Here is a 25,818-nt window from a genome sequence, read left to right as displayed (position 1 = left end):
GCTCGGCCGGTCTCCCGGCGGGCCCGTTTGCAGCCGGGCCCGCCGGGAGGTGGTGATCAGCGCGGCGCGTTGGCCGGGTCGAGCAGGGTCGGGGTGCGGCCCTCACGGTGCGCCTGCTTGGCGTCCTCGAAGAACTCGCGGCTGAACAGGGCCGACAGCACCGCGATGCCGCCGCGGTGGATGCGGAACTCGCTCTTGGTGCTGGAACCGGTGAGCCGGATGACGCGGCCGGCCGCATCCTGCGGGCGGGCCATGTCCTTGACCCGGCCGCGACCGGTCCAGGCCAGCGCGGTCTGGTCGATGACCGCGTCCTCGGGGACCAGCAGCTTGACCATGGCGTGGTCGAGGTCGGCGTGCACCACGATCTCCTGCTCGCCCTCGATCCAGGGTGAGCGCAGGTCGATGACGACGCTGCCGTAGCGGGCCTTCACCTCGAACGAGGAGGAGTGGGTCCAGTCGCCCAGATGCTTGGTGGTGGCGTGGTCGGTGTGGATCTTGACGGTGTCGGCGCCGGTGTTCATGGCTCTGTCCTTTCGGAGTGGTGGTGCTGGTCGGGTTCGCCTGCTCCTCAATAGTGGCACATAAACTAGTTACTATGCAACTAGTTCTTCGAAACTAGTTTTTGGGCACCTAGTAGAATGGGCGGTATGACAGCATCGACGCAGGCCACGCCGTTCAAGCGGTCGCCCCTGGCCATGGCGGTGCTCGGCATCCTGCACCTGGAGCCGATGCACCCGTACGCCATCCAGCGCCGCATCAAGGAGTGGGGCAAGGACAAGGTCGTGAACGTGGGGCAGCGCGCGCAGCTCTACAAGACGATCGCGCGCCTGCAGGAGGCCGGCCTGGTGGCCGTGCGGGAGACGGGGCGCGATCAGCAGTACCCGGAGCGCACCGTCTACGAGATCACCGACGCGGGCCGGACCTCGTGCATCGCCTGGATCAACGAGATGGTCAGCACGCCGCGCAACGAATTCCCGGAATTCCCCGCGGCACTGTCGTTTCTGATGCTGCTCACCCCCGCCGCCGCGCACGTCGAACTCGAGAAGCGGGCCGCCGCCCGGCGGGCCGACCTGGAGGCGATCGACGCGGGCATGGCGCAGGCCGGGCAGTTCGGGCTGCCGCGCATCACCATGCTCGAGGACGAATACCAGCGCGCTCTCATCGCCGCCGAATCGCACTGGCTGGAAGGCGTTCTCGCCGACCTCGCCGACGGCAGCCTGACCTGGTCGTGGGAATCCCTGGCGCGCTTCCAGGACCAGACCACGGTGTAGGCGAACAGCGCGCACCACACGCGAACGGCCTTGGCCCGCAATACGACAAGGCCGCCCGCATCCGAAGATGCGGGCGGCCTTCGAGTTTCGCCCCGGGCTCCGGGGTTTCAGGGGTTCACCCCTGAGGGTCCCGGGAGTGGGTAATCCTTACCGTGCGAACAGGAGGGCGCGCTTGACCTCCTGGATCGCCTTCGTGACCTCGATGCCACGGGGGCAGGCGTCGGTGCAGTTGAAGGTGGTGCGGCAGCGCCACACACCCTCGACATCGTTGAGGATGTCGAGGCGCTCGCGGGCGCCCTCGTCACGGCTGTCGAAGATGAAGCGGTGCGCGTTCACGATCGCGGCCGGGCCGAAGTAGCTGCCGTCGCTCCAGTACACGGGGCAGGAGGTGGTGCAGCAGGCGCACAGGATGCACTTGGTGGTGTCGTCGAAGCGGGCGCGGTCGTGCTGGGACTGGATGCGCTCGAACGTCGGCTCGTTGCCACGGGTGATCAGGTACGGCTTGACGGCCTTGAAGGCGTCGAAGAACGGCTCCATGTCCACCACGAGGTCCTTCTCGACGGGCAGGCCGCGGATCGGCTCGACGGTGACCGTCAGCTCCTTGCCGCCCTTGGGCAGCATGTCCTTCATGAGGATCTTGCACGCCAGGCGGTTGACGCCGTTGATCCGCATGGCATCCGAGCCACACACGCCGTGCGCGCAGGAGCGGCGGAAGGTGAGCGTGCCGTCCAGGTAGGACTTGATGTAGATCAGCACGTTCAGGAACCGGTCGGTCGGCAGCACCGGAACCTTGAATTCGTCCCAGTGCTGGCCCTTCCCGTCCTCCGGGTTGAAGCGGGCGATCTTGACCGTGATCATGGTCGACCCGTCCGGCACCGGAGCCGGCTTCTGTGGCGTTTCAGCGACAGCAGTCATCAGTACTTACGCTCCATCGGCTCGTAGCGGGTCTGCACCACCGGCTTGTAGTCCAGGCGGATGTCGGAGATGAGCTCCGGGCTGGTCTTGTAGGCCATGGTGTGCCGCATGAAGTTGACGTCGTCGCGGTCCGGGTAGTCCTCGCGCGCGTGGCCGCCGCGGGATTCCTTGCGGTTCACCGCACCCGCCACGGTCACCTCGGCCAGCTCCAGCAGGAAGCCCAGCTCGACGGCCTCGAGCAGATCGCTGTTGTAGCGACGGCCCTTGTCCTGCACGGTGATCCGCGAGTAGCGCTCCTTGAAGACCTGGATCTCCTCGAGCATGGACTTGAGGCTCTCCTCGGTGCGGTACACACCGGCCTTGTCGTCCATGGAGTTCTGCAGCTCGGTGCGGATGTCGGCGACGCGCTCGTTGCCGTGGTCGCTGAGCAGGCCGGCCAGCCAGTCCTGCACCATCTGCGCGGGGTTCTCCGGCATGTCCACGAACTCGGCACGCGCGGCGTACTCGGCGGCGGCGATGCCCGCGCGCCGGCCGAACACGTTGATGTCCAGCAGCGAGTTGGTGCCCAGACGATTGGCGCCGTGCACGGACACACACGCGCACTCGCCCGCGGCGTACAGGCCGGGAACGATGTCGGTGTTGTTGCGCAGCACCTCGCCGCGGATGCGGGTCGGGATGCCACCCATGACGTAGTGACAGGTCGGCATGACCGGCACCGGCTCCTTGACCGGGTCCACACCCAGGTAGGTGCGGGCGAACTCGGTGATGTCGGGGAGCTTCTCCTCGAGCACGTCCTCACCGAGGTGGGTCACGTCGATGAGCACGTAGTCCTTGTTCGGGCCGGCGCCGCGGCCCTCGCGTACCTCGAGCACCATGGAGCGCGCGACGATGTCACGCGGCGCGAGGTCCTTGATGGTCGGCGCGTAGCGCTCCATGAAGCGCTCACCGGAGGCATTGCGGAGAATGCCGCCCTCACCACGCACGGCCTCCGAGATCAGGATGCCCAGGCCGGCGAGGCCTGTCGGGTGGAACTGGTGGAACTCCATGTCCTCCAGCGGAAGCCCCTTGCGGAACACGATCGCCATGCCGTCACCGGTGAGGGTGTGGGCATTGGAGGTGGTCTTGTACATGCGGCCCGAACCACCGGTGGCGAAGATGATCGCCTTGGCGTGGAACACGTGCAGCTCACCGGTGGCCAGCTCGTAGGCGACCACACCGGTGGCGACGGGGCCACGGTCGGTGTCGGTGAGGATCAGGTCCAGCACGTAGAACTCGTTGAAGAACTGCACGTCGTGCTTGACGCAGTTCTGGTAGAGCGTCTGCAGGATCATGTGGCCCGTGCGGTCGGCGGCGTAGCACGCGCGGCGCACCGGCGCCTTGCCGTGGTCACGGGTGTGGCCGCCGAAGCGACGCTGGTCGATCTTGCCCTCGGGCGTGCGGTTGAACGGCAGGCCCATCTTCTCCAGGTCGAGCACGGCGTCGATGGCCTCCTTGGCCATGATCTCCGCGGCGTCCTGGTCGACCAGGTAGTCACCACCCTTGACGGTGTCGAAGGTGTGCCACTCCCAGTTGTCCTCTTCGACATTCGCGAGCGCGGCGCACATACCGCCCTGCGCCGCACCGGTGTGCGAGCGGGTCGGGTAGAGCTTGGTCAGCACGGCGGTGCGGACCCGAGGACCGGCCTCGATCGCCGCACGCATTCCAGCGCCACCGGCACCGACGATCACGACGTCGTAGCGGTGCTCCTGAATCGGTCGGGATTCACTCATCGAGGTGGCCTGTTCCTAACTGATGTTGGGGTCGAAGGTGAAGATCACGTAGGTGCCGGTGACCATGACCAGGATCATGGACACGACCAGCAGCGTCTTCAGCCAGAAGCGGGTGGAGTCCTTGCGCGCGTAGTCGTCGATGACGGTGCGCAGGCCGTTGCCGCCGTGTAGCTGGGCCAGCCACAGCATGGTGAGGTCCCAGATCTGCCAGAACGGCGAGGCCCAGCGGCCGGCGACGAACGCGAAGTTCAGGCGGTGCACACCGCCGTCGAGCATCAGCATGATCGTCATGTGGCCGATGACCAGCACGACCAGCAGCAGGCCGGAGGCACGCATGAACAGCCAGGCGTACTTCTCGAAGTTGTTGCCGCCGGCGCGACGGGGGGCGCGCGGAGCGTCGAGGGAGGCGGGGCGGTCGTAGGACTTGCCGAGAACGGGTGCGGTCATGTCGGCTCTCAATTCGTCAGCAGGTAGAAGAACTGGCGGCCGACGCCGGCGCCGGCGACGACGATCCAGATCGCCAGCACGACCCAGAGCATCTGCCGCTGATAACGGGGGCCCTGCGACCAGAAGTCGACCAGGATGATGCGGATGCCGTTGAACGCGTGGAACAGCACGCAGACAACGAGGCCCATCTCCATCAGGGCGACGACGGGGTTCTTGTAGGTCTCGATCGCGTGGTCGTAGGTGTCCGGGCTGACTCGCACCAACGCGGTATCGAGGACGTGGACGAACAGGAAGAAGAAGATCGTCACGCCGGTGATGCGGTGCAGAGCCCAGGACCACATGCCGGGGTCGCCTCGGTACAGGGTCCGCTTCGGCTTGGCCGGAGCTTCTAGCGTGGTCATAGAGTGCGGTGCCTCCAACGTCGTTGATGGACCCGGTCAGAATCCGGCGCGGAGCCTTCGGACTGTCGAAACCACCTGCTCACGAGCGGAATCACACGTCCGGTGGCAGTGCTGCAGGCCCGCTTCGGGTACCTGAACCGATCTGTCGTGAACTCTAAACCCCGCTGTGAAGGGGAACTAATTCGGCGTGCCGCTCGTTGGGCCAAATTGTTGTGAGTTAGGTTTGCCTTTCCTGATTTTTGCGACCAGGCGGAACGCCTATCGCGCGGGTGCTGCCACGTCCATGGGAGGATGGTCCGAAATGTCGGATATTGACTGGAAGACCCTGCGTGGCAAGGCTTTTGAAGTCATGCAAGAGGCTTACGCCCCTTACTCCCGATTCCCCGTCGGGGCCGCGGCTCTCACCGCCGATGATCGCGTGGTGAGCGGCTGCAATGTGGAAAATATCTCATACGGTTTGGGCCTCTGTGCCGAATGTGTACTGGTCGGTAACTTGATTTCGACCGGAGGCGGGCGACTCCGGGCGGTCTCGGTCTGCGATTCCCGAGGCGCCGTGCTCATGCCCTGCGGACGCTGCCGGCAGATCCTGCTCGAACACGGTGGCGGCGAGTTGCTCGTCGATCACCACGACGGCCCGCTCACCCTGAACACCCTGCTGCCGGACTCCTTCGGCCCCGGCGACCTCGCCGCCGGACAACTCTGACCGTCGGTGCTCGAGTGCTATAACCGCTGATCGCCGTGGCGCGCGCGGGAATCCGTGCACATCGGGCCGGGCGCATGCCAGGGTGGAGGGTGTGAGTGTGCACTCGGCGGTGGACGTGATTCGGGCCAAGCGTGACGGCGGTGAACTCAGCGACGCGCAGATCGATTGGGTGGTGGACGCGTTCACCCGCGGAGAGGTGGCCGACGAGCAGATGTCGGCGCTGGCCATGGCCATCGTGTGGCGCGGCATGACGCGGCGCGAGACCGCGCGCTGGACCCGGGCCATGATCGACACCGGGAAGCGTTTGGACTTCACCGATCTGGGCCGTCCGACCGTCGACAAGCACTCCACCGGCGGGGTGGGGGACAAGATCACGCTGCCGCTGTCGCCGCTGGTCGCGGCGTGCGGGGCCGCCGTGCCCCAGCTGTCCGGGCGCGGATTGGGCCACACCGGAGGCACTCTCGACAAGCTGGAGGCCATTCCCGGCTGGCAGGCCGACATTCCGGTGGACCGCATGCGGAAACTGCTGTCGGATCCCGCCGTCGGGGCCGTAGTGTGCGCCGCCGGGGCCGACCTCGCGCCCGCCGACAAACGGCTCTACGCCCTGCGTGATGTGACCGGGACCGTGGAGTCCATCCCCCTGATCGCCAGCTCCATCATGAGCAAGAAGATCGCCGAGGGCACCGGGGCGCTGGTGTTGGACGTGAAGGTCGGTCGCGGGGCCTTCCTGAAGCAGCTGGATCAGGCACGCGAACTCGCCACCGCCATGGTCGAACTCGGCACCGACGCGGGCGTGCGGACGGTGGCGCTGCTCACCGCCATGGACACCCCGCTCGGCCATACCGCCGGAAACGCCCTGGAGGTCTGCGAATCCCTGGACGTGCTGGCGGGCGGCGGCCCCGCCGATGTCGTGGACCTGACCCTCGCCCTGGCCCGGGAGATGCTGGCGCAGGCCGGGATCACCGGCATCGACCCGGCCGACGCCCTCGCCGACGGCCGGGCCATGGACCAGTGGCGAGCCATCGTGCGCGCCCAGGGCGGCGACCCGGACGCGCCGCTGCCGCAGGCCCGCCACACCGAAACCCTGCGCGCCGACGGCGGGGGCACGTTGACCCGCCTCGACGCCCTCGATGTCGGACTGGCCGCGTGGCGGCTGGGCGCGGGCCGGGCGCGGCAGGGTGATCCGGTGCAGGCCGGGGCGGGTATCGAAATGCATGCCAAGCCAGGCGATTCCATAGTTCCGGGGCAGCCGCTGCTGACCCTGCACACCGATACTCCGGAGGCGTTCCCGGTCGCGCTCGAGATCCTGCGGGGCGCGTACACCATCTCCGAGACCGAGCCGGTGGAACAGCAGCCGCTGATTCTGGGCCGCATCACCGCCTGACCCGGCCTAGCCTGGGATTGTGAAGCACAGAACCGATTTCCGAGGCCGGGCCGCGGCGGCGGCCGCGCTGGGCGTGTTCGGCCTCGTCGCGCCGCTGGGTGCGGTGCTGCCCGCCGCGTGGTCGCCGGCGCCGGTCGCGCAGGCCTCGCCCGCGGACAATATTCCATCCGATTCCTCCGGAGACCATCAGCCGAACTCGCTCTCGCGCGGCGATGTCACGCCGCCCTCGACCGAGAAGAAGGCCAAACCGTCACCCGTCTACACCAGCTGTGAACAGGTATGGGCGCAGGGCGGAGGCCCGATCTACCTGGGCCAGCCCGGGTATTCGGTGCTGCTCGATCCGGACGGGACCGGCGTCGCCTGCTCCCGCTAGGTGCTCGCCGGTGCCCGATAGGTGAAGGATTCGTATTGGTCAGCAACGTGACGGCAACGACATGCCGAACTGTGGGGTGAGTCCGGTCAACCGCCCTGCTGCGGCACGGGAATGCGGCTAACGTTGCTACATGACTGGACCGATGCCCCTCACTCTCGCTTCGATCCGCCAGGCTCCGAAGGCGGTCCTGCACGATCACCTCGACGGCGGGCTGCGGCCCGCGACCGTGCTGGAGCTGGCTCGCGCCTGCGGCTATGACCAGTTACCGGCAGGCGATGCCGCCGCGCTGGCGGACTGGTTCCGGGACGCGGCCGACAGCGGCTCGCTCGAGCGCTATCTGGAGACCTTCGCGCACACCGTCGCCGTCATGCAGACCCCCGAGGGCCTGCGCCGGGTGGCCCGGGAATGCGCCGAGGATCTCGCCGCCGACGGCGTCGTCTACGCCGAGGTGCGGTTCGCGCCCGAGCAGCACCTCGAGGCCGGGCTCACCCTCGACGAGGTGGTCGAGCACACCATCGCCGGATTCCGCGAGGGCGAGGCCCTGGCCGCGGCCGCCGGCACCCCGATCACCGTGGTCTGCCTGCTCACCGCCATGCGGCACGCGGCCCGCTCCCGCGAGATCGCCGAGCTCACCGTGCGCTGGCGCGACCGCGGCGTCGGCGGCTTCGACATCGCGGGCGCGGAGGCGGGCTATCCGCCCAGCCGCCATCTGGACGCCTTCGATTACATGCGGGCCAACCTGGCGCACTTCACGATTCACGCGGGCGAGGCCTTCGGGCTGCCGTCCATTCACGAGGCCGTCGCGTTCTGCGGCTGTGAGCGCCTCGGCCACGGTGTGCGCATCACCGACGACATCACCGATTCGGCCGACGGTCCCAAGCTCGGCGTGGTCGCGAACTATGTGCGGGACATGCGAATCCCGCTCGAACTGTGTCCGTCCTCCAATGTGCAGACCGGCGCGGTGCCCTCGCTCGACAAGCACCCCTTCGATCTGCTGGCCCGCCTGCGCTTCCGGGTGACGGTCAATACCGACAACCGGTTGATGAGCGACACGACCATGAGCAAGGAGATGCTCAAGCTGTCGGAGACCTTCGGCTACGGCTGGAGCGATCTGGAACGCTTCACCATCAATGCCATGAAGTCGGCGTTCATCCCGTTCCCGGACCGTCTGCGCCTGATCGACGAGGTGATCAAGCCGGGCTACGCGGTATTGCTGGGGTAGGTTGTCCCGCAAAGCAATTCGGGCCGCACCCGGAGGTGCGGCCCGAATCGTGTCTCCGATCAGCCCTTCTGCAGGCGTCCCTCGAAGGCCGACTCCAGGACCTTCCAGGCATCCGCTTCCGCCGCGAACGGCGGGTTGGGGGCCATCCGGGTCGGGTCGGGGTTGAGCAGGTAGGAGACGTACCAGCCCAGCGGGGTGGACACGGCCAGGGCCGATTCGACGGAGTCGTCCTCCGCATAATCGGCTGCGTCGGTGAACAATTCGACGGCCAGGTCGAGCTGGTCGGTGTCCACGGACTTGGGGCCGGCCGCCAGATCCTCGGACAGGCCCGGCAGGACGTAGACGTTCTCCTCGTCGACCTCGACATCGAGGGAGCCGTCCACGGCGGCGGTCTGCACCTCGCCGTAGGTGCTCACCCGGGCCAGGTCGTGGTTGTGGTCGTCGGCCAGGTAGCGGGCCAGGGCGCGCTCGGAACCGAAGACCGTGATGTTGCCGTCCTTGCCCAGGAAGATGGGCTCGTCGTCGACGTAACAGCGCAGGGTGAAGACGGTGCCGTCGGAGGTGACGATCTTGACCGGGTCGATGCCGACCTCGTGCCAGAACGAGAGCTCCTCGTCCTCTTCGTCGTCCTCGTCCAGGTCGACGGCCTCGATCTCGTCGTCATCGCTCTCGGCCGCGTCCTCGGCGTCGACGATGTTCTCCTGCGCCGCAAGCAGTTCCGCCTCGGCGACCGAGACCGCGTCGGCGTCCACCTCCGGAATCGTCACCACCGAGTCGATGGCGTCGATGACCGCTTCCCAATCCTTGGCGATGGCCGCGCCGATCTGGTCCCACAGTTCCTCGCCCTCGCGCCCGGCGAAGGCGCCGACGCCGCCGGCCAGTGCGCCCAGCACCGGGTGCGAGCCGAAGAACTTGGTGACGGTGTCGAGTTCGCACACGTCGCCGATATTGCGGACCATCTCGAGGGTCTCCTCGAGCTCGGAGACCACCTCCGGGTCGGGGTCGTCCGCGGCCAGCTCGGGCACGCCGACCAGATCGAAGACGTACTGCTCCTCCGGCTCCAGTTCGGCCGCCGACAATCCGGCGATGATCTTCCAGGCCGGATGATCCACCAGATCGTTGTCGGAGTTGGTGCGGATGAACGCGGCCAGCTCCGCGACGGACTCGAATCCGTACAGGTCTTCCTCGTGACCGAGGAACGCCTGCCACTCATCGTCACCGTCTCGCCAGCGGGGTGCCCAGAGGGTGACAAGATCGCCTTTGGTCAGGCCGAGCGCGATCGGGACGATGTCTCCAGAAGCCATGACCGGAAGCCTATCCAGTCGTCGCGTCAGGCACTATCCGGGCCGCCCCCCAACATTTCTGGAGGCGTCTCCGCCGGACAGTGAGTCGTTCAATCGGGCAATGATTCGGGAGCGGCGCGCGGTCGCCTCGGCGACCGCCTGCCGACACGTCCAGAGGATCAGCCGCGACACCTCGGCGGGAGCGCGCGAGGCCACCGACTCGGCCAGCCACAGCCTGGTCAGCGCGCCGTCGCCATCGACCTCGGCGGTCACCGCACCGTCCTCGGATGTGCAGCGGCCCCTTATTCGGGACAGCCCGTGCAGCGTGGCCTCGAGCGCTTCCAGCTTGTCGTTGACGCCCTTGACCAGTGCGTCCATTTCGGCGCTCATCAGTTCCACAGCCAACTGGTCTGTCCGGTATCGGTGTCGTCGAGCCGGTCCAGCTCGTCCGCCGCGGCCCGCCCGGTGGGCAGGCCCAGCCGGTCAAGCATCGCCTCCGGGACGCCGGCCTCGGCCAGCTGCTCGCGCCGCCGCGCCCGGGCCACGATCGCCGAGCGCTGGGTGAGCCGCAGCATCTCGGCGGCGAGAGCCGGTGCGCCGTACCGGTATTCAGCGCGCTCGAACCGGATCTCCACCGGTATGCCGTGATCGGTGGCGCGCACCGTCATCGTGCCGGATCGATTGGTGGCCGCGGCGACGGTCACCGCCGGAATCTGTGGTCGCGTCATCCTGTCTCCCTTCGAAACGCCTGTTCGTGGCCCGAATGCCACAGCTGTGGGCCGGTAGTACCTAGGCGGTGGGCCGGTAGAAACCGAGGAACCGCATCCCGCTGTTCTCGGTCCGGATCGGCCCGACCCGAACCGGATCGCCCGCCTCCACCAATTGCCCGTTCCCGATCACCATCGCGACGTGGCCGTCCCACACCGCAAGATCTCCGGGCATCAAGTCCCCTGGACCGACCCGCTGGTGCCCGTACCCCTGCTCCTGCGCCAGCCGCGGCAGCGAGACACCCGCCTGCGCATAGGCCCACTGGGTCAGACCGCTGCAATCCATCCCTGCCCCGGGCGTCTCCCCACCCCACACATACGGCGTCCCCACCGCGCTCAACGCATTCCGAACCGCGTCCGCCGCCTGCTGATTCGGCGCTTCGACGGTGCTCCCATCCGGCAGCGTCACCCGCACCCCACCCCCTTGCGGCCGCGTAACCGTCGAATCATGGCCGCGATCAGGCGTCTTCAGCGTCGCCACCGATGCCGGGCCGGTGTGCAGGCCGCCCGGCGAGAGCCCGGACCCGAGCAGTGTGTCCCCGGCCACCGCGACCGCGCCCCCGGCGGCCGCGAGGCTCGCGCCGGCCTGCGGCGCCACACTGTCCATCGGCATGCTCGCCGCCGGTACGACCACCGCATCGCCCGGTCCGGACGACCCGGGTGTCACCTGGCCGGGCGCCGGGACAGGTAGCGCCAACTCCGCCATGAGCGCAGTCTCCGAATCCAGTTCGGCCCGCACCCGCTCGACCACCCGCATGGCCTGCCCGATGTGATCGATCGCCGACTCCACCAGGGCCGCGACCCCACCCGCGGTGAACCCGGCCGCACCCATCGCCTCGACTTCCACCGTGAACGAACGCAGAATCTCCTCCACCTCCCGCCGCCCGGCGGCGACCTCCGCATCCGCCCGCGCCACGATCGCCGCCATGGCCCGCCCCCGCTCCGCCGCCATGGCGGCCGAGGTCTGGACCCGCAGCCCCTCGACCACCGCCGCATCACCGGCCCGCCCCCGCCACGCGTCGGACATCCGGTCGACACTCGCCTGACTCTCGGCGCGAACCTGCTCCACAGCAGCCGACGTCTCCCGCAGCACCTCGGCGGCCCCGCCGGACCCGGACCCGAAGCTGCGCAGCAACTCGACGATCGGCTCCGCCAGCGCCCCGACCGCCGGCTCCCCGCTCATCCGCCCACTCCCGCCCGAGTCCTCGCGCACGGCAACCTCTTTCGATCCACCCCGCCGCATCGCCCTGCCGCCCAGCGGATCTCGGGTGCTGCTGTCACGCGCTCGACTCCGTGCCGACAGCGGCCAGCGTCGCGGCGTACGCGCTGTCGTGGCCGGTGTAGGCGGACGTGGCGGTGGAGGTGGTGGCGCTCGTGGCGGCGAGGGCCGTCGAGACCTCGTCGAGAGTGGTCACGTGGGTGCCGTGCGCCGCGGCGTAGGCGGCGAGGAAGTCGGTGCCGATGAGGCCGAAGGCGGGCACGAGTAGCTCGGGGGCGGCGGTGGCGGCATGCGCGGCGGCGGCCGCGAGGTCTGCGGCGAGGACGGTGGTGGTCGTCGCGTAGGCGGTGAGGCCGTCGGAATGGATCGAGAGGCGGTGCATGAATGCCCCCTTCATGCCGGTCGCGGGGATGGATGTGTGCTGCACGGGGTTGGACGCGGGGCGGAGCCGGGCGGTTCCCGGGGCGGAAGAATTCCGGCGGGCGGGGATCGCGGACGGCGGTGCTGACCTATGGTTTTCGTATGCGCACACTCGTCGTGGACCATCCGCTCGCTGCCGCTTTGCTGACCACCATGCGAGATGCCCGGACGACCAATCCGACCTTCCGGGCCGCGCTCCGGGACCTGACCGGGATTCTGGTCTATGAGGCCATGCGGGAAGCCCCGGTGGAGCGATTCCCGATCGCCACGCCGGTGGCCGCCGCGGACGGGACGCGGCTGAATGCTCCGCCATTGCTGGTTCCGGTGCTGCGCGCGGGGCTGGGCATGGTGGAGACCGCGGAGAACCTGATTCCGGACGCCCGGATCGGGTTCGTCGGCCTGGCCCGCGACGAAGAGACGCATCAGCCGACCCCGTACATGGAGTCGCTACCCGACGACCTGTCCGGCACCCCGGTCATGGTGCTCGACCCCATGCTCGCCACCGGCGGCTCCATGGTCTACACCCTGGACCTGCTGGCCACCCGCAATGCTCGCGACATCACCGTGCTGTGCGTGGTCGCCGCACCGGAAGGCATTGCCGCCCTGGAGAAATCGGGTCATCCCGTGCGCCTGGTCACCGCCTCGGTGGACCGCGGCCTCAACTCCGCCGCCTACATCGTCCCCGGTCTCGGCGACGCCGGCGACCGCCAATTCGGCCCGCGCTGAACCACTTCCGGGCTCAGAGCTTCTCGCAGAACACCCGGATCTCGGAGAGCCGCCGCGCCGCCGCGGCCTTGGCTTTCGCGAGCCCGTCCCGATCGGCCACGGGCACGAACGTTTCCAGATAGCACTTGAGCTTCGGCTCGGTACCGGACGGCCGGACCACTACGCGTACCGTCGGGCCCTCGAAAACCAGTGCGTCGGTACGCATCTGCCCGCGCAGCCGGGCCATATCGGTGCAGCTCACCGCTTCCCCGGCGATCTCGGTCGGTGGGATCTCACGCAGCCGGGCCACCACGGCCGCAGCCTCGCTCACATCCGGCAGTCGCAACGACACCTGATCCCCGGCGTGCACACCGAATTCGACCGCGAAGTCGTCGAGGACGTCGAACAGGGTCCGCCCGTCCGCCTTCACCTGTGCCAACAGATCCGCCGCGATGACCGCCGCGGAGATACCGTCCTTGTCGCGCACCGCGGCCGGGTCCACGCAGTGGCCGATCGCCTCCTCGTACGCGTACACCAGGCCCGCGCCCGCGCGGGCCAGCCACTTGAACCCGGTCAGCGTCTCCGCGTACCGCGCCCCGCGCGCCGGAGCCAGCTTGCTCAACAGCCGCGACGACACGATGGTGGTGGCCACCAGGGAGTCCGGCGCGGCCGTCCGCAGCACGAAATCGCCCAGCAGCACCCCGGTTTCGTCGCCCCGCAGCATCCGCCACCCGTGCGGTCCCCGCACCCCGAGCGCGCACCGATCCGCATCCGGATCGAGCGCGATGGCGATATCCGCGTCCAGCCGTTCGGCCAGCCCCAGCAGCAGATCAGCCGCGCCCGGCTCTTCAGGATTCGGAAACGCGACCGTCGGAAAATCCGGATCCGGCGCGAACTGCTCGGTGACCACCAGCACGTCGCCGAACCCCGCACCCCGGAGTGCGGCCACCGCCAACTCCCCGCCGACCCCGTGCATGGCGGTCAGCGCGATTCGAATCTCACTGCGCCGCCGGGTCGCGGCCTCGCCGCCGATCAGGCTGGGCAGCAGGGTGACTCGGGCCAGATAGCGGCGGACGATCTCCTCGCCCAATTCTGCGGCGGGAGTGCCTGCGGGCAGTCCGAGAATGCCCGGGTCCGGGGCGGCCGGTCCGGGATCGGTGCGGGGGATGTGCCCGGTGACGGCGTCGATGCAGCGCTCGATCTCGGCGTCGGCGGGTGGGATGAGCTGGGAGCCGCCGTCGAGGTAGACCTTGTAGCCATTGTCGGTGGCGGGGTTGTGGGAGGCGGTTATCTGTACTCCGGCAACGGCTTTCAGTTCGCGGACCGCGAAGGCCACCACCGGTGTCGGCAGCGGGCGGGGGAGGGTCAGCACCGAGAAACCGGCCGCCGCGAAGACTTCCGCCGTCGCGGCGGCGAATTCGGCGGAGCCGTGCCGGGCGTCGCGGCCCACTATCACCAGTCCGCCGCCCAGGCAGCGGTCGCGCAGCCAGGCGGCGATCCCGGCGGAGGCCCGCGAGACGGTGTCCACGTTCATGCCGTCCGGGCCGTCCTGGAGCGGACCGCGCAGCCCGGCGGTTCCGAAGCGCAGCATCCCCGCGCGCCTAGAGGCGTTCCAGCACGCCGCGCAACAACTTGCCCAATCGCGGTGCGGCGGCGTGGCCTTCGGCCAGCACCTCGGCGTGCGAGAGGTGCGCGCCGGTGACCCCGGCGGCCAGGTTGGTGACCAGCGAGATGCCGAGCACCCTGGCCCCGCCCTCGCGGCAGGCGATGGCCTCCAGCACGGTGGACATGCCGACCAGGTCCGCGCCCATGGTGCGCAGCATGCGGATCTCGGCGGGGGTCTCGTACTGCGGCCCGGTCAGGCCCGCGTACACGCCCTCGGTCAGGCCGGGCTCGATTTCCTTTGCCAGCGCCCGCAATTCGGGATCCCAGGCGTCGACCAGGTCGACGAAGTTCGCGCCCTCGATGGGGGTGCGCCCGGTCAGGTTGATGTGGTCGGAGATGAGTACCGCCTCGCCGACCGACAGCCCGTCGCGAATCCCGCCCGCGGCATTGGTGAGCAGCACGGTCCGCGCGCCGGCGGCCAGTGCGGTGCGCACATTGTGCACGACCTGGCCGGGCGCGTGGCCCTCGTAGAGATGCTGGCGGCCCATGAGCAGCAGCACCGGCGCGTCACCGACCGTGACGGAATGAATGGTGCCCTGATGCCCCTGGGCGGTGGGCGATCCGAATCCCGGCACCTCGGCCATCGGAATGGAGGCGGCCGGTTCGCCGATCTCGGCGGCAGCTTCCTGCCAGCCGGACCCCAGCACCACGGCAATCCGGTGCTGCTGCACTCCCGTTCGTTGCGCAATGGCTTCGGCGGCTAGTTCGGAAACCCCGCCCATGGCCTTCTCGGCTAGCATGTCGCCCACCCTAGTACCAGGTGATCTCGCACGCCCCGGGTGTGCCCGCGACCTGCCGCTTTCATTCCCTTTGTCGGAACCGCCTCCCGCAATTTCTGCGCCCGGCTCGGGTGCCGCCTGCAGTCGCGCATGCGTGCCGGCGGTCGGGTGCCGACCCGATTTCGGGCGCACCCGATGAGTTACCCCGATCCTCGCGAAATCGGTCGTCGGGTCGGCATAAATACCCGTCGGTAGGTATCTGCCCCGCCCCCGCTACGCTGCACGCATGCCGTATTTGAAGCGTGATGGGGATGTGTTCGTGCTGTACCTCGGGACCGAGGGACAGGCCATCGACAACGAGAACCGCTTCCACCCCGACTGGATCACCGAGGTCCACGCGCTGCTCGACGAGGTCGAGGCGTCCGAGGGCCCGGCCGCCCTGGTGGTCACCGCCGACGGCAAGTTCTTCTCCAACGGCCTCGACACCGACTGGCTGTTCGGCAACTTCGACAAGAACTGCTGGTACCTCGACCGCGTGCACTCGCTCTACAGCCGTCTGCTGGCCTTCGGCCTGCCCACGGTCGCCGCGGTGAACGGCCACGCCTTCGGTGCGGGCGCCATGCTCGCCACCTCCTGCGACTTCCGGGTCATGCGCGCCGACCGTGGCTTCTGGTGCCTGCCCGAGGTGCACCTGGGCATGCCGTTCACCGTCGCCATGAACGCGCTGCTGACCAATCGCCTGGTCAATCAGGTCGCGGTGGAGGCCATGACCACCGGCCGCCGCTACGGCGCCGATGACGCCATCGCCGCGGGCATTGTGGATGCCAAGGCGGATGCGGATGTGTTGCTTGCCACCGCGGTCGCGCGGGCCGACATGCTCAAGGGCAATCGCAAGCCGAACCTGCCGGTCATCAAGCGCGCGCTGCACCAGCAGGCGCTGGCCGGGCTGGCCGTGGAGACGACCCCGGAGAACCTGGCCTTCAATCCGTAAGGGTCCGTTCCTTCCGCTGTGCCGGGGTTCGAGGGCTTGTCCTCGAACCCCGGATTTCTGAGCGTGCCGCGATGATTTCTGCGTGTCCCGCACTCTGCCGGAGATTTTCCGGCTTACCTGCTGCGACAGAGTTGCGCGGCAGTGCGAGACTGTTGGAATGTCACCATCGCGCAACGGCGATGACCGGAGATCCTGCGTACCGATCGGTCGGCACGACTCGTCCGTGCCGTCCTCGAATGCTGCCGTGGCATCGGCGGATCCGGCCCTGCTCGCCGCGGCCGACGCGGCCGTCGCCGGGTACCGCAATCGGCTGATCGCACTCTCCCACGACATTCATGCGGAACCCGAGCTGGCCTTCGAGGAATTCCGCAGCGTCGCAAAGACAATCGAGCCGTTGCGGGAACGCGGATTTCGCATCGAATCCGGCGTGGCGGAACTGCCGACCGCATTCACCGCCGAATACGGCAGCGGAGACCTGGTCGTCGGCATTTGTGCCGAATATGACGCCCTCCCCGAAATCGGCCACGCCTGCGGCCACAACATCATCGCCGCCGCCGGGGTCGGCGCGGCGCTGGGCCTGGCCGCGGTCGCGGACGCCTGCGGCATCACGGTGAAGGTGCTGGGCACGCCCGCCGAGGAGTCCGGCGGCGGCAAGGTGCTCATGCTCGAGCGCGGCGTCTTCGACGATGTCGCCATGGTCATGATGGTGCACCCGGGCCCGGAGGACATCGCGGGTGCGCATTCGCTGGCCCTCGCCGATTTGTCGGTGGTTTTCCACGGCCGGGAATCGCATGCCAGCGCCGCGCCGCAGTACGGGCGCAATGCCCTCGATGCCGTGACCGTCGCGCAAGTTGCTCTAGGTTTGCTACGGCAACATCTCCTGCCCGGACAACAACTCCACGGTATAGTCGGATCGGGCGGCGTCGCCCCGAATATCGTGCCCGGACACGCGGAACTGCTGTATTACCTACGTGCGGTCGACTCCGCGACCCTCGATGATCTGATGCAACGAGCATCGGCATGTTTCGAGGCAGGTGCCCTGGCGACCGGGTGCACACACGAAATCCGGAAGCTTGCGCCGACATACACCGAGCTCACTCCCGATAGCGCGCTACTGTGCGCCTATCGCGAGCAGATCACCGCACTCGGCCGCGAGCCGATCGCCCCGGAATTCGAGGCGGCACGGCCGCTGGGCAGCACCGATATGGGCAATGTCACCAATGTCATCGCCGGTATCCACCCGGTCATCGGCATCGATGCAGGCGGTGCGGTGACCCACCAGCCCGCGTTCGCGGCTGCCGCCGTGAACGCGTCGGCCGATCGCGCCGTCCTGGACGGGGCAACGGCACTGGCTCGCACCGCGATACACATCGCAGGCGACAAATTGCACAGGGATAGGTTGTCGGAACGAGTCATACAACGGCAGTTTCAGCGACAGGAGGACATTCGGTGAGCACAACCGGCCGGTCCGCGGCGCGCGTCAACGGACCACTGGCGGCGTCGTGCGTGAACAACACGCAGACGCCGGCCGGCGCCGCGACGGAATCGGCGACCGGGTACGAGGTAGTGGAGTCGTGGCTCGCGGAGCACATGGACGACCTCACGACGTGGCGTCGCCATATCCACGCCAACCCGGAGCTGTCCCGGACCGAGTTCGGTACCACCGAATTCGTGGAGTCATGGCTGGTCAAGGCCGGGCTCGAGCCGCGCAAGCTGCCGAACGGCACCGGCCTGATCTGTGACATCGGCCCCGATGGCCCGCGCATCGGCCTGCGCGCCGACATGGACGCGCTGCCGCTGCAGGAGTACACCGGGCTGCCGTTCGCCTCCACCGTGCCGGGCGTCTCACACGCCTGCGGGCACGACGCGCACACCGCGATCCTGCTCGGCACCGCGCTGGCGCTGGCCGAGATCGAGGACCTGCCGGTCGGCGTGCGGCTGGTGTTCCAGCACGCCGAGGAGGTCATGCCCGGCGGCGCCGTCGATATGGTCGCCGCGGGCGCCATGGAGGACGTCTCGCGCATGTTCGCGCTGCACTGCGACCCGCGGCTGGAGGTGGGCCGGGTCGGTATCCGGGTCGGTCCGATCACCTCGGCCGCCGACACCGTGGAGCTGGTGCTGGACTCGCCCGGCGGCCACACCTCCCGCCCGCACCTGACCAGCGACCTGGTCTACGCCATTGGCACGGTCATCACCGGCCTGCCCGGCCTGCTCTCCCGCCGCATCGACCCGCGCACCAGCACGGTCATGGTGTGGGGCGCGGTGTCGGCGGGCAAGGCGCCCAACGCGATTCCGCAGACCGGCATGCTCACCGGCACCGTCCGCACCGGCGATCACGCCACCTGGTCGCTGCTCGAGCCCATGGTCCGCGAGATCGTCGAGGGCCTGCTGGCCCCTACCGGCGTCCGATACCAGCTCAACTACAAGCGCGGCGTGCCGCCGGTGGTCAATGACGAGCAGGCCGTGCGCATGTTCGAGGACGCCATCCGCGGTCTCGACCCCGACGCCCTCGCCGACACCCCGCAGTCCGGCGGCGGCGAGGACTTCTCCTGGTATCTGGAGGAGGTTCCCGGCGCCATGGCCCGCCTCGGCGTCTGGTCCGGGCAGGGCGAGCAACTCGACCTGCACCAGCCCACCTTCGACCTCGACGAGCGCGCCCTCGCCGCCGGAGTCCGGGTCTTCACCAACATCGTGCTGAACGCCCGCTGACCAACGACAACGAGGCCGGGCCGCACTGAAAAGTGCGGCCCGGCTTCACGTTTCGGGGAATTGCTTCGCCTTGCCGACGGGAATTACTTCACCTTGTTGGCGATGTCGCCCCAGGCGTGCCAGCGGTCGATCTCGATCCAGGCGGAGACGCGCTTCTGGTCGCGGACGGCGTAGTCGCTGCCGATGTAGTGCTGGGCGATGCGGTCGATGACCGAGGAGTCGGGGTCGTTCTCCAGGGAGACGATGCGGCCCTGGATGCTGACGTGGCTGTACCAGTTGTCGCCGTCGAGAACGGTGAGGCTGATGCGGGGATCCTGGCGCAGGTAGTCCAGGCGCTTACGGAAGTCGGCCAGGTTCACCAGGATTCGGCCGTTCTCGTACAGATACCAGGTGGCGACCGAAACCGGCTGGCCGTCCGGGCGATTCGAGGCGAAGATCGCCGGGTTGGGGCGGGACAGGAATTCGGCGATCGGCGCGGGCACGGGGGTGGCGGGCATCGGCTTCACTCTTTCGACGGTTCGGAGATCGTTTCCGGTTCCCGTAACAGCGGCGCCGCGCCGAATCTTCCGGCCCCGGCCCCGCTGATCCGTCGCACCGCGTCCGATGCCCCGCGCGTGCTAAGGCCCGAAGGTGCCGGGGCCGACGTTCTTGCTGTTGCGGGTGCGTAGCGCGTGCGTGTAATCGTTTGGCGCACCGGCCTTCTCGGCGGCATCGGCGATGACGCCCAGGTAGCGCGCGGAGGGTAGCCCGCCCTCGTAGGCATCCAGGACATAGAGCCAGGCCAGCACCGGCTCGTTGCCGGTCCCTGCGTTCGTGGTGACGCGCAGGCGGATCTTCTTGTGGATGCCGAAGTCCGAGCCCTCCCAGCGGTCGAGGCTCAGCTCGTCCTCACTGGGAACGTCGTAGAGCACCACGAAGACCCGTTGCCCGGCCTCTTCGACCACCGTCGCCAGCGGTCCCTCCCAGCCGATGTCGTCCCCGGCGAAGGTGAGGCGCCACCCTTCCAGCCAGCCGGTTCCATACACAGGGGAGTGCGGACAGCGCTTGAGCATCTGCTCGGGATCCATGTTGGACCCGTAGGCGGCGTAAATCGGCACGGTAGAAGCCTATCGAACAAACCCGCAAGACCATCCCCGATCCCGATCACAAGGCGGTTCGCACGGGCCCGATCGATTGCCAAGGAGTCGCCAAAAGGACTCGTCCGCCCCGCTCGGAGCCGGTTCTGCCTGGGGTGACAGCGAGTTCGCGCGCCCCCGTCATGACACGCCGCCTCGCCGAATGGAATGCGCCACAGTGCGAAAATTGTCCGGAGACGCGGTTAAAGCTGTGGGTAGCTGCGGGGATAACGTTAGAGACCGGCACCGGAGATCCCGGGCGCCGATCTGAAAGCGGAGGAACAATGACCCGCATTGCGATCATCGGTGGCGGCCCCGCCGGATATGAAGCGGCGCTGGTGGCGGCACAGCACGGGGCGCCGGTCACGCTGATCGACAGTGACGGCATCGGCGGCGCGTGCGTGCTGTGGGATTGCGTGCCGTCCAAGACCTTCATCGCCTCCACCGGCGTGCGCACCGATCTGCGCCGCGCCCGTGACCTGGGCATCACCGTGCATCCCTCGCAGGCGCAGGTGCGCCTGGCCGAGGTGAACTCCCGCGTCAAGGCGCTCGCGCAGGCCCAGTCCTCCGACATCCGCGCCAAGCTGCAGACCGCCGGCGTGACCGTGCTGTCCGGCTACGGCGAACTCATCGACCAGGCCCCGGGTCTGGCCACCCACCTGGTCAAGGCCACCCTCGCCGACGGTCAGGAGCGGGTGATCGAGGCCGAAGTGGTGCTCATCGCCACCGGCGCCAGCCCGCGCGTGCTGCCCGGCGCGGAACCGGACGGTGAGCGAATCCTGAACTGGCGTCAGCTCTACGACCTCAAGGAGCTGCCCGAGACCCTGGTGGTCGTGGGTTCCGGTGTGACCGGCGCCGAATTCGTCTCCGCCTATACCGAGATGGGCGTGCACGTGAAACTCGTCTCGAGCCGCGACCGCGTGCTGCCCGGCGAGGACGCCGACGCCGCCCTGGTGCTGGAGGATGCGCTGGCCGAGCGAGGCGTGGAGCTGGTCAAGCACGCCCGCGCCGACGCGGTGGAACGCACCGCCGAGGGCATCGTGGTGAAGCTGTCCGACGGCCGCAATATCAGCGGCACCCACGCGCTGATGACCGTCGGTTCCATTCCGAACACCACCGGGCTGGGTCTGGAACGGCTCGGGATCGAGCTGGACAAGGGCGGATACCTGCGGGTGGACCGGGTTTCGCGGACCACCGCGCCCGGCGTCTACGCGGCCGGCGACTGCACCGGCCTGCTGCCGCTGGCCTCGGTGGCCGCCATGCAGGGCCGCATCGCCATGTACCACGCGCTGGGGGAGGGCGTGCAGCCGATTCGCCTGAAGACCGTTGCCTCCGCCGTGTTCACGCGCCCGGAGATCGCGACCGTCGGCGTCTCGCAGACCGCCATCGACAATGGCGAGGTCCCGGCCCGCACGGTCATGCTGCCCCTGAACACCAATCCGCGCGCCAAGATGTCGGGCCTGCGACGGGGTTTCGTGAAGATCTTCTGCCGCCCCGCCACCGGCGTGGTGATCGGTGGTGTCGTCGTGGCCCCTATCGCCTCGGAACTGATCTTGCCGATCGCGCTGGCGGTGCAGAACAACCTCACGGTGAATGATCTGGCGCAGACGTTTTCGGTGTATCCGTCGCTCACCGGATCGGTCACCGAGGCCGCGCGTCAGCTCATGCGGCACGACGATCTGGACTAGCCGCAACACGTTTCGGGCTCCTTTGTTACCGGCCCGTCTTGCTGCCTTGTCTCCCTTGTGATTAAGTTCGCGGCGGAAGCGATCGGCAGGGCGGTCGCGAGCGTTACGTAACGGGGGGTTCTCAATTCCCCTCCGATGCGAGGCTCTTCGATGCCCGGAGCGATCGTGCCGCCGAGGGACGAAGGAATTGAGCGAAACGTGAAGCACCGCAAGCCGAGTCGGATCAAGGCGAGCACCTCCCTGACGCTGGCCGGTGCGGCCGCGGTGGTGTCGCTGCTGTCCGCGCCCGCCAATGCCGCCCCCGCCGACCCGGGCGCGGTCCCGGCCGATCAGCAGCAGCCCGACGGCACCCAGCCGCCCACCGAATCGCCGGCCCCGGACGCGAAGGCGCAGGTCGTGCCCGCGCCCAAGCCGGAGAACGTGCAGCCGGGCACCACCAAGCCGCAGCAGAGCCAGCCGGGCGTCACCACCCCGACCACGCCCAACACCCCGGCACCGGACAACGGTGCGGCCAAGCCGGATTCGGGTCAGCCGCAGGGCGCCACCCAGCCGGACGGCGCCACCCCGAAGCCGGACGCCAACGCGCCCAAGAGCGATCCGAACGTGCAGCCGGCCGGTACCGACCCGCAGCCCGCGCAGCCCAAGTCGGTGCGGCCCTCCCAGCCGGGTGTGACCGTGCCGCGCGTGGCGCCGCTGCCGGTGCCGGGTCAGTCGACCCAGGCCCAGCCCGCGGTCACCACCCCGCAGCCGAACCAGCCGGGCCAGCAGACCCAGCCCGGCCAGCCGACCCAGCCGACCCAGCCGGGTCAGCAGGGCGCGCAGCCGGTGAAGCCGAACGACCAGAACGCGCAGCCGGCCGTCACCACCCCGAACCAGGACCCGGCCGTGGACACCATGACCGGCCAGCCGACCGTCGACCCGCAGCAGCAGCCGCACTGGCAGTCGCCCGCGGTGGACACCGCCCCGGCCGCGCCGGTGGTCGAGATGACCGGTCCGCACACCGAGCTCGGCGTCAACCTCGACGGCGGCGCGGTGCTGCCGGGCTGGGCCGCCAACACCCACCACTTCAGCAACCTGGACGGTTACGTCGGCACCATCGGCTACACCACGCCGGGCGGCATCGGTGAGGCCGGCATGTCGCTGGACTTCACCAAGGTCAACCAGATCAAGGTGACCGCGTTCGCGGGCAATGGTCCCGACAACGACCAGAAGATGGAGTTCGTGCTCGACACGGCCGCGGCCAATGCGGCCAAGGCCGATGCCGAGAACTTCATCCGCCTGCTGCCGGGCGGCGCTACAGTCCTGGAGGCCGCGGCCCAGATTGGTAAGCTCCCCGAGGGCGATCGGCCGTCGCAATCGGTCGACGTCGCCGGGGTAACCGCGCAGGTGGGCGGTTCGGTTCAGTACTGACAGGTCCGTCAGGGACCGGATACGGTGCCGGCGGGAGCAGTGTTGTCGCGTGGGGCGGTCGGGAGCGACCGCCCCACGCGTCTGTGGCGAAAGGACGGGTGATGGCTTCGGGCAAGGACGAATCCGCCGACCGTCAGATATCCGAGGGTGAGCAGCCGGAATCGGCCGGTACGCCGGACTCCGGGTTCGGGCCCTCGCTCAATGATTTCGGGCCGTCGCTCAATGATTTCGGCCCCTCGCTGAACGACTTCGGCCCCGCGCCCACCGCCGCCGCCCCGGGCTGGAGTCCCGCGCCCGCTCCGCAGAGTCCCGATCTGTCCTGGCGGCCCGCGGGCGCGCCGCCGCAGTTTCGCGCGCCCGACGCGTGGCAGCCGGTCACCGGTCAGTACCCGCCCGTCACCGGCATGTCCACGGGCCAGTATCCGGCCGTGGACGGCGCCGGGCAGCCCGCGAGTGCCGCCGATGTCGAACAGACCGTGAGAATCCCGCCTGGCGGGTCGCAATCGGCAGCCGCGGACGCGGCGATGCCCCGCCCCGCTGATCCGGGGGCCGCCGAACGGAATTCGGCGGGCCGCGACGAGACCGCTGAGCCGGACGGGCCCGCGGATTCCTGGTGGCGCTCCGCGCCCAGCGGCTTCCCGCCCGCGCCGCCATCGGAATCGGCTGCGGCCCAAGAGGAATCGCTGTCCTGGGCGGACGATCCGATCGCCAAGGCGCTGGCGCCGAAAACCCCTGTGCCGGAACGTAAACCGGAATCCGAGGGCCCGCCGTGGCGCCGGATCGGCCTGATCGCGGGCGCGGCGGTGCTGGTGCTGGCGGTGGCGGGCGCCGCGGTCTTCGCGGTCACCCGAGGCAAGGACGACACGGCGGCAGGCGGGGCCACCACCACCGGCGCGGCCGCGCCCACCGCGACCGACGCCGCGCTGAGCTGCCCGGCCAAGCAGGACGGCAAGCTGACCATCGGCAACGGCGCGGGCGGCACCGGCAGCGGTGTCGACGCGATTCTCGGCTTCGAGCACGCCTTCTACGTGGACCGCAACGGCGCGAAGGCGCGCACGTTCGTGGTGCCGGAGGCGACGACGGTCCAGCCGGCCGACGTCATCCAGCACAAGGGCATCGATCTGCTCAAGCCGGGCACCACCTACTGCCTGAAGATCGTCGAGGTCGGCCCGGAGTCCCACGACGTGGACATCACCGAGCATCACGCGGACGGCACCACCGATGTCTACACCGAGCACATCGTGACCACGGTGCGTGACGGTAAACACCTGATCATGTCGATCGAGTAGCCGGACCTGGGCGTCTGGTGGAAGCCGGGCCGGTCCACCGGCGCCGAAGTGGACCTATCGTCCCATGATTCGGGAATGGGATTTCATATCCTGGTAGGCATGTGACATGGTGGAATTTCGCATACCCCGGTATCGCCTTCGGAGGTGTTTCCATGTCCGCGACCTTCCCGCCCCTCGCGCGGCGTCTCGACGGCCTGCAGAGTTCGGCGATTCGTGACCTGCTCAAGCTCACCTCGCGCGCGGACATCATCAGCTTGGCCGGAGGTTTGCCGGACGCCGAACTCATGCCCCGCGACCGCATCGCGGTAGCCGCCGACGCGGCGCTGTCCGACCGCTCCCGGCTCCAGTACACCGAGTCCCCGGGCTGGGGCCCGCTGCGCGAGGTGCTGGCCGTCCGCGAGTCCGCCCGGCTGGGCCGCGCGGTCCCGGTCGAGGAGATCTTCGTGACCCACGGCTCGCAGCAGGCGCTGTCGCTGCTGTCGGAGGTGTTGCTGGACCCGGGCGCGCTGGTCGTGGTGGAGGATCCCGCGTATGTCGGTGCGCTGCAGGTCTTCCGGGCCGCCGGGGCGCGCATCGTGGCCGTGCCCCTGGACTCCGAGGGCATGCGCCTGGACGCCCTGCGTGAGCTGCTGGCGGCGGGGGAGCGCCCGGCCGTGGTCCACACGGTCAGCAACTTCCACAATCCGGGCGGGGTCACCCTGAGCCCCGAGCGTCGCCGCGAGCTGGCGAATCTGGCCGAGCAGTACGGCTTCTGGATCATCGAGGACGACCCGTACGGCGAACTCTGGTTCGACCGGCCCTCGCCCGCGCCGGTGGCGACCTACTCGCCCAACGTGATCCGCCTCTCCAGCGCCTCGAAGATCCTCGCCCCCACGCTGCGCGCGGGCTGGATGATCGCCCCCGCCCCGGTGTGCCGCGCCGTGGAGCTGCTCAAGCAGGGCGCGGACCTGTGCGGTTCGGCGCTGACCCAGCAGATCACCGCGGACCTGCTCGCCGACACCGAATGGCTTGCCGGCCATGTGGATTCGGTCCGCCAGGTCTACGGCACCCGCGCCAAGGCGCTCGTCGACGCCGTGCGCGGCCGCTTCGACGACCGTGTCTCCAGCACCGACGCCGCCGGCGGCATGTTCGTGTGGGTCGACTTCACCGACGGCACCGACACCACCGCCCTGCTGTCCCGGGCGCTCGACGCGGGCGTCGCGTACGTTCCCGGCAATGCCTTCGCCGTCTCCACGGACTACACCCACTCGATGCGGCTGTGCTTCACCACCTCCGACGAGGCGACGCTCGCGGAAGCCGTCGACCGGCTGGCCAAGGCGCACGCGTCGGCGTAGTGCCCACACCCGGTCGGGC

General features: G+C 69.0%; 27 protein-coding genes. 13 read left to right on the top strand and 14 right to left on the bottom strand.

Translation table 11 applies throughout. From position 1 onward, the window contains the following. Positions 1-56 precede the first annotated feature (56 nt). Complete coding sequence (locus AB0L60_RS00230) at positions 57-521, bottom strand: hypothetical protein (RefSeq protein ID WP_364605190.1); 465 nt, start codon at positions 519-521, stop codon at positions 57-59. 126 nt (positions 522-647) lie between these two features. Between AB0L60_RS00230 and AB0L60_RS00225 the strand changes: the two genes are divergently transcribed. Next, complete coding sequence (locus AB0L60_RS00225; RefSeq protein WP_364605188.1) at positions 648-1,271, top strand: PadR family transcriptional regulator; 624 nt, start codon at positions 648-650, stop codon at positions 1,269-1,271. A 147-nt stretch (positions 1,272-1,418) separates the two neighbouring features. Here AB0L60_RS00225 and AB0L60_RS00220 read toward each other — a convergent pair whose 3' ends face one another. Genes AB0L60_RS00220 through sdhC form a run of 4 tightly spaced genes read right to left on the bottom strand, consistent with a single transcriptional unit; the run spans position 1,419 to position 4,803 of the window. Then, positions 1,419-2,186: a succinate dehydrogenase iron-sulfur subunit gene (locus AB0L60_RS00220; RefSeq protein ID WP_354830189.1), complete on the bottom strand. Its 768-nt coding sequence runs from the start codon at positions 2,184-2,186 to the stop codon at positions 1,419-1,421. Further along, positions 2,186-3,955 (bottom strand): succinate dehydrogenase flavoprotein subunit, encoded by a 1,770-nt coding sequence (sdhA, locus tag AB0L60_RS00215; protein ID WP_354830187.1) that lies wholly within the window; start codon positions 3,953-3,955, stop codon positions 2,186-2,188. The genes AB0L60_RS00220 and sdhA overlap by 1 nt, the downstream gene beginning before the upstream one ends. A 15-nt stretch (positions 3,956-3,970) precedes the next feature. Further along, positions 3,971-4,402: a succinate dehydrogenase hydrophobic membrane anchor subunit gene (locus tag AB0L60_RS00210; RefSeq protein WP_364605185.1), complete on the bottom strand. Its 432-nt coding sequence runs from the start codon at positions 4,400-4,402 to the stop codon at positions 3,971-3,973. A gap of 8 nt (positions 4,403-4,410) precedes the next feature. Continuing rightward, the gene (gene sdhC / locus AB0L60_RS00205; protein WP_364605183.1) at positions 4,411-4,803 is read right to left on the bottom strand and encodes a succinate dehydrogenase, cytochrome b556 subunit; all 393 of its coding nucleotides are present in this window, start codon (positions 4,801-4,803) and stop codon (positions 4,411-4,413) included. A gap of 301 nt (positions 4,804-5,104) precedes the next feature. Between sdhC and AB0L60_RS00200 the strand changes: the two genes are divergently transcribed. The 4 genes from AB0L60_RS00200 to AB0L60_RS00185 all read left to right on the top strand — a co-directional run bounded on the left by AB0L60_RS00200 (position 5,105) and on the right by AB0L60_RS00185 (position 8,485). After that, positions 5,105-5,506, top strand: coding sequence for a cytidine deaminase (locus tag AB0L60_RS00200; protein WP_364605181.1), 402 nt, complete (start codon positions 5,105-5,107; stop codon positions 5,504-5,506). Between the two features lie 97 nt (positions 5,507-5,603). After that, complete coding sequence (locus tag AB0L60_RS00195) at positions 5,604-6,890, top strand: thymidine phosphorylase (RefSeq protein WP_364606672.1); 1,287 nt, start codon at positions 5,604-5,606, stop codon at positions 6,888-6,890. Positions 6,891-6,909: 19 nt separating this feature from the next. Beyond that, positions 6,910-7,263 carry an excalibur calcium-binding domain-containing protein gene (locus AB0L60_RS00190; RefSeq protein WP_364605179.1) on the top strand — a complete coding sequence of 118 codons (354 nt, stop codon included), beginning with the start codon at positions 6,910-6,912 and terminating at the stop codon, positions 7,261-7,263. 130 nt (positions 7,264-7,393) lie between these two features. Next, a complete protein-coding gene (locus tag AB0L60_RS00185) occupies positions 7,394-8,485 on the top strand; it encodes an adenosine deaminase (RefSeq protein ID WP_354830180.1) in 1,092 nt (363 codons plus the stop codon). A gap of 59 nt (positions 8,486-8,544) precedes the next feature. On the opposite strand, the gene AB0L60_RS00180 is transcribed toward AB0L60_RS00185, so the two are convergent. From AB0L60_RS00180 to AB0L60_RS00160, 5 genes are all read right to left on the bottom strand, one after another. Then, complete coding sequence (locus AB0L60_RS00180) at positions 8,545-9,789, bottom strand: primosomal protein (RefSeq protein ID WP_364605177.1); 1,245 nt, start codon at positions 9,787-9,789, stop codon at positions 8,545-8,547. 33 nt (positions 9,790-9,822) lie between these two features. Continuing rightward, positions 9,823-10,158 (bottom strand): YbaB/EbfC family nucleoid-associated protein, encoded by a 336-nt coding sequence (locus AB0L60_RS00175; protein ID WP_364605175.1) that lies wholly within the window; start codon positions 10,156-10,158, stop codon positions 9,823-9,825. Beyond that, entirely contained in the window at positions 10,158-10,496 is a 339-nt protein-coding gene (locus AB0L60_RS00170; protein WP_364605173.1) for a hypothetical protein, read from the bottom strand. Before AB0L60_RS00170 ends, AB0L60_RS00175 begins: the two co-directional genes overlap by 1 nt. 61 nt (positions 10,497-10,557) lie before the next feature. Further along, positions 10,558-11,718: an NlpC/P60 family protein gene (locus AB0L60_RS00165; RefSeq protein ID WP_364605171.1), complete on the bottom strand. Its 1,161-nt coding sequence runs from the start codon at positions 11,716-11,718 to the stop codon at positions 10,558-10,560. A gap of 94 nt (positions 11,719-11,812) precedes the next feature. Next, entirely contained in the window at positions 11,813-12,136 is a 324-nt protein-coding gene (locus tag AB0L60_RS00160) for a type VII secretion target (protein WP_364605169.1), read from the bottom strand. Positions 12,137-12,276: 140 nt separating this feature from the next. Between AB0L60_RS00160 and upp the strand changes: the two genes are divergently transcribed. Next, on the top strand, positions 12,277-12,900 hold the full coding sequence (upp, locus tag AB0L60_RS00155) for a uracil phosphoribosyltransferase (RefSeq protein ID WP_364605167.1): 624 nt from the start codon (positions 12,277-12,279) through the stop codon (positions 12,898-12,900). Positions 12,901-12,913: 13 nt separating this feature from the next. Here the strand turns inward: upp and AB0L60_RS00150 are convergent, their stop codons facing one another. Further along, a complete protein-coding gene (locus AB0L60_RS00150; RefSeq protein ID WP_364605165.1) occupies positions 12,914-14,470 on the bottom strand; it encodes a phospho-sugar mutase in 1,557 nt (518 codons plus the stop codon). A 10-nt stretch (positions 14,471-14,480) separates the two neighbouring features. Beyond that, entirely contained in the window at positions 14,481-15,284 is an 804-nt protein-coding gene (locus AB0L60_RS00145) for a purine-nucleoside phosphorylase (RefSeq protein ID WP_364605163.1), read from the bottom strand. A gap of 265 nt (positions 15,285-15,549) precedes the next feature. Between AB0L60_RS00145 and AB0L60_RS00140 the strand changes: the two genes are divergently transcribed. The 3 genes from AB0L60_RS00140 to AB0L60_RS00130 all read left to right on the top strand — a co-directional run bounded on the left by AB0L60_RS00140 (position 15,550) and on the right by AB0L60_RS00130 (position 18,963). Then, positions 15,550-16,254 carry an enoyl-CoA hydratase/isomerase family protein gene (locus AB0L60_RS00140; RefSeq protein WP_354830166.1) on the top strand — a complete coding sequence of 235 codons (705 nt, stop codon included), beginning with the start codon at positions 15,550-15,552 and terminating at the stop codon, positions 16,252-16,254. Positions 16,255-16,498: 244 nt separating this feature from the next. Beyond that, positions 16,499-17,707, top strand: a complete 1,209-nt coding sequence (locus AB0L60_RS00135; RefSeq protein ID WP_364605160.1) for a M20 family metallopeptidase — start codon at positions 16,499-16,501, stop codon at positions 17,705-17,707. 137 nt (positions 17,708-17,844) lie between these two features. Beyond that, positions 17,845-18,963 carry a M20 family metallopeptidase gene (locus AB0L60_RS00130; RefSeq protein WP_364606669.1) on the top strand — a complete coding sequence of 373 codons (1,119 nt, stop codon included), beginning with the start codon at positions 17,845-17,847 and terminating at the stop codon, positions 18,961-18,963. A gap of 83 nt (positions 18,964-19,046) precedes the next feature. On the opposite strand, the gene AB0L60_RS00125 is transcribed toward AB0L60_RS00130, so the two are convergent. Both AB0L60_RS00125 and AB0L60_RS00120 read right to left on the bottom strand, forming a co-directional pair. After that, positions 19,047-19,460 (bottom strand): PPOX class F420-dependent oxidoreductase, encoded by a 414-nt coding sequence (locus tag AB0L60_RS00125; RefSeq protein ID WP_364605158.1) that lies wholly within the window; start codon positions 19,458-19,460, stop codon positions 19,047-19,049. A gap of 120 nt (positions 19,461-19,580) precedes the next feature. Then, positions 19,581-20,060 (bottom strand): gamma-glutamylcyclotransferase, encoded by a 480-nt coding sequence (locus AB0L60_RS00120; protein ID WP_354830161.1) that lies wholly within the window; start codon positions 20,058-20,060, stop codon positions 19,581-19,583. 302 nt (positions 20,061-20,362) lie between these two features. Between AB0L60_RS00120 and AB0L60_RS00115 the strand changes: the two genes are divergently transcribed. From AB0L60_RS00115 to AB0L60_RS00100, 4 genes are all read left to right on the top strand, one after another. Then, a complete protein-coding gene (locus tag AB0L60_RS00115; RefSeq protein WP_364605155.1) occupies positions 20,363-21,766 on the top strand; it encodes an NAD(P)H-quinone dehydrogenase in 1,404 nt (467 codons plus the stop codon). Between the two features lie 198 nt (positions 21,767-21,964). Then, positions 21,965-23,176, top strand: a complete 1,212-nt coding sequence (locus AB0L60_RS00110) for a hypothetical protein (RefSeq protein WP_364605153.1) — start codon at positions 21,965-21,967, stop codon at positions 23,174-23,176. 101 nt (positions 23,177-23,277) lie between these two features. Beyond that, a complete protein-coding gene (locus AB0L60_RS00105; RefSeq protein WP_364605151.1) occupies positions 23,278-24,465 on the top strand; it encodes a hypothetical protein in 1,188 nt (395 codons plus the stop codon). A 152-nt stretch (positions 24,466-24,617) separates the two neighbouring features. Further along, positions 24,618-25,799 (top strand): PLP-dependent aminotransferase family protein, encoded by a 1,182-nt coding sequence (locus AB0L60_RS00100; RefSeq protein ID WP_364605149.1) that lies wholly within the window; start codon positions 24,618-24,620, stop codon positions 25,797-25,799. The last annotated feature ends 19 nt before the right edge of the window (positions 25,800-25,818 follow it).

The organism is Nocardia sp. NPDC051981, from assembly GCF_040680715.1.
GTDB lineage: Bacteria > Actinomycetota > Actinomycetes > Mycobacteriales > Mycobacteriaceae > Nocardia.
This window is presented reverse-complemented; position numbering and strand designations above follow the sequence as displayed.

Excerpts from the sequence above, each read along its gene's own strand:
- AB0L60_RS00180 (WP_364605177.1), bottom strand. The coding sequence starts at position 9,789 with ATGGCTTCTGGAGACATCGTCCCGATCGCGCTCGGCCTGACCAAAGGC.
- AB0L60_RS00185 (WP_354830180.1), top strand. The coding sequence starts at position 7,394 with ATGACTGGACCGATGCCCCTCACTCTCGCTTCGATCCGCCAGGCTCCG.
- sdhC (WP_364605183.1), bottom strand. The coding sequence starts at position 4,803 with ATGACCACGCTAGAAGCTCCGGCCAAGCCGAAGCGGACCCTGTACCGA.
- AB0L60_RS00145 (WP_364605163.1), bottom strand. The coding sequence starts at position 15,284 with ATGCTAGCCGAGAAGGCCATGGGCGGGGTTTCCGAACTAGCCGCCGAA.
- sdhA (WP_354830187.1), bottom strand. The coding sequence starts at position 3,955 with ATGAGTGAATCCCGACCGATTCAGGAGCACCGCTACGACGTCGTGATC.
- AB0L60_RS00225 (WP_364605188.1), top strand. The coding sequence starts at position 648 with ATGACAGCATCGACGCAGGCCACGCCGTTCAAGCGGTCGCCCCTGGCC.
- AB0L60_RS00105 (WP_364605151.1), top strand. The coding sequence starts at position 23,278 with ATGGCTTCGGGCAAGGACGAATCCGCCGACCGTCAGATATCCGAGGGT.
- AB0L60_RS00160 (WP_364605169.1), bottom strand. The coding sequence starts at position 12,136 with ATGCACCGCCTCTCGATCCATTCCGACGGCCTCACCGCCTACGCGACG.
- AB0L60_RS00150 (WP_364605165.1), bottom strand. The coding sequence starts at position 14,470 with ATGCTGCGCTTCGGAACCGCCGGGCTGCGCGGTCCGCTCCAGGACGGC.
- AB0L60_RS00170 (WP_364605173.1), bottom strand. The coding sequence starts at position 10,496 with ATGACGCGACCACAGATTCCGGCGGTGACCGTCGCCGCGGCCACCAAT.
- AB0L60_RS00175 (WP_364605175.1), bottom strand. The coding sequence starts at position 10,158 with ATGAGCGCCGAAATGGACGCACTGGTCAAGGGCGTCAACGACAAGCTG.
- AB0L60_RS00210 (WP_364605185.1), bottom strand. The coding sequence starts at position 4,402 with ATGACCGCACCCGTTCTCGGCAAGTCCTACGACCGCCCCGCCTCCCTC.
- AB0L60_RS00140 (WP_354830166.1), top strand. The coding sequence starts at position 15,550 with ATGCCGTATTTGAAGCGTGATGGGGATGTGTTCGTGCTGTACCTCGGG.
- AB0L60_RS00115 (WP_364605155.1), top strand. The coding sequence starts at position 20,363 with ATGACCCGCATTGCGATCATCGGTGGCGGCCCCGCCGGATATGAAGCG.
- AB0L60_RS00230 (WP_364605190.1), bottom strand. The coding sequence starts at position 521 with ATGAACACCGGCGCCGACACCGTCAAGATCCACACCGACCACGCCACC.
- upp (WP_364605167.1), top strand. The coding sequence starts at position 12,277 with ATGCGCACACTCGTCGTGGACCATCCGCTCGCTGCCGCTTTGCTGACC.
- AB0L60_RS00130 (WP_364606669.1), top strand. The coding sequence starts at position 17,845 with ATGGACGACCTCACGACGTGGCGTCGCCATATCCACGCCAACCCGGAG.
- AB0L60_RS00100 (WP_364605149.1), top strand. The coding sequence starts at position 24,618 with ATGTCCGCGACCTTCCCGCCCCTCGCGCGGCGTCTCGACGGCCTGCAG.
- AB0L60_RS00165 (WP_364605171.1), bottom strand. The coding sequence starts at position 11,718 with ATGAGCGGGGAGCCGGCGGTCGGGGCGCTGGCGGAGCCGATCGTCGAG.
- AB0L60_RS00220 (WP_354830189.1), bottom strand. The coding sequence starts at position 2,186 with ATGACTGCTGTCGCTGAAACGCCACAGAAGCCGGCTCCGGTGCCGGAC.
- AB0L60_RS00125 (WP_364605158.1), bottom strand. The coding sequence starts at position 19,460 with ATGCCCGCCACCCCCGTGCCCGCGCCGATCGCCGAATTCCTGTCCCGC.
- AB0L60_RS00200 (WP_364605181.1), top strand. The coding sequence starts at position 5,105 with ATGTCGGATATTGACTGGAAGACCCTGCGTGGCAAGGCTTTTGAAGTC.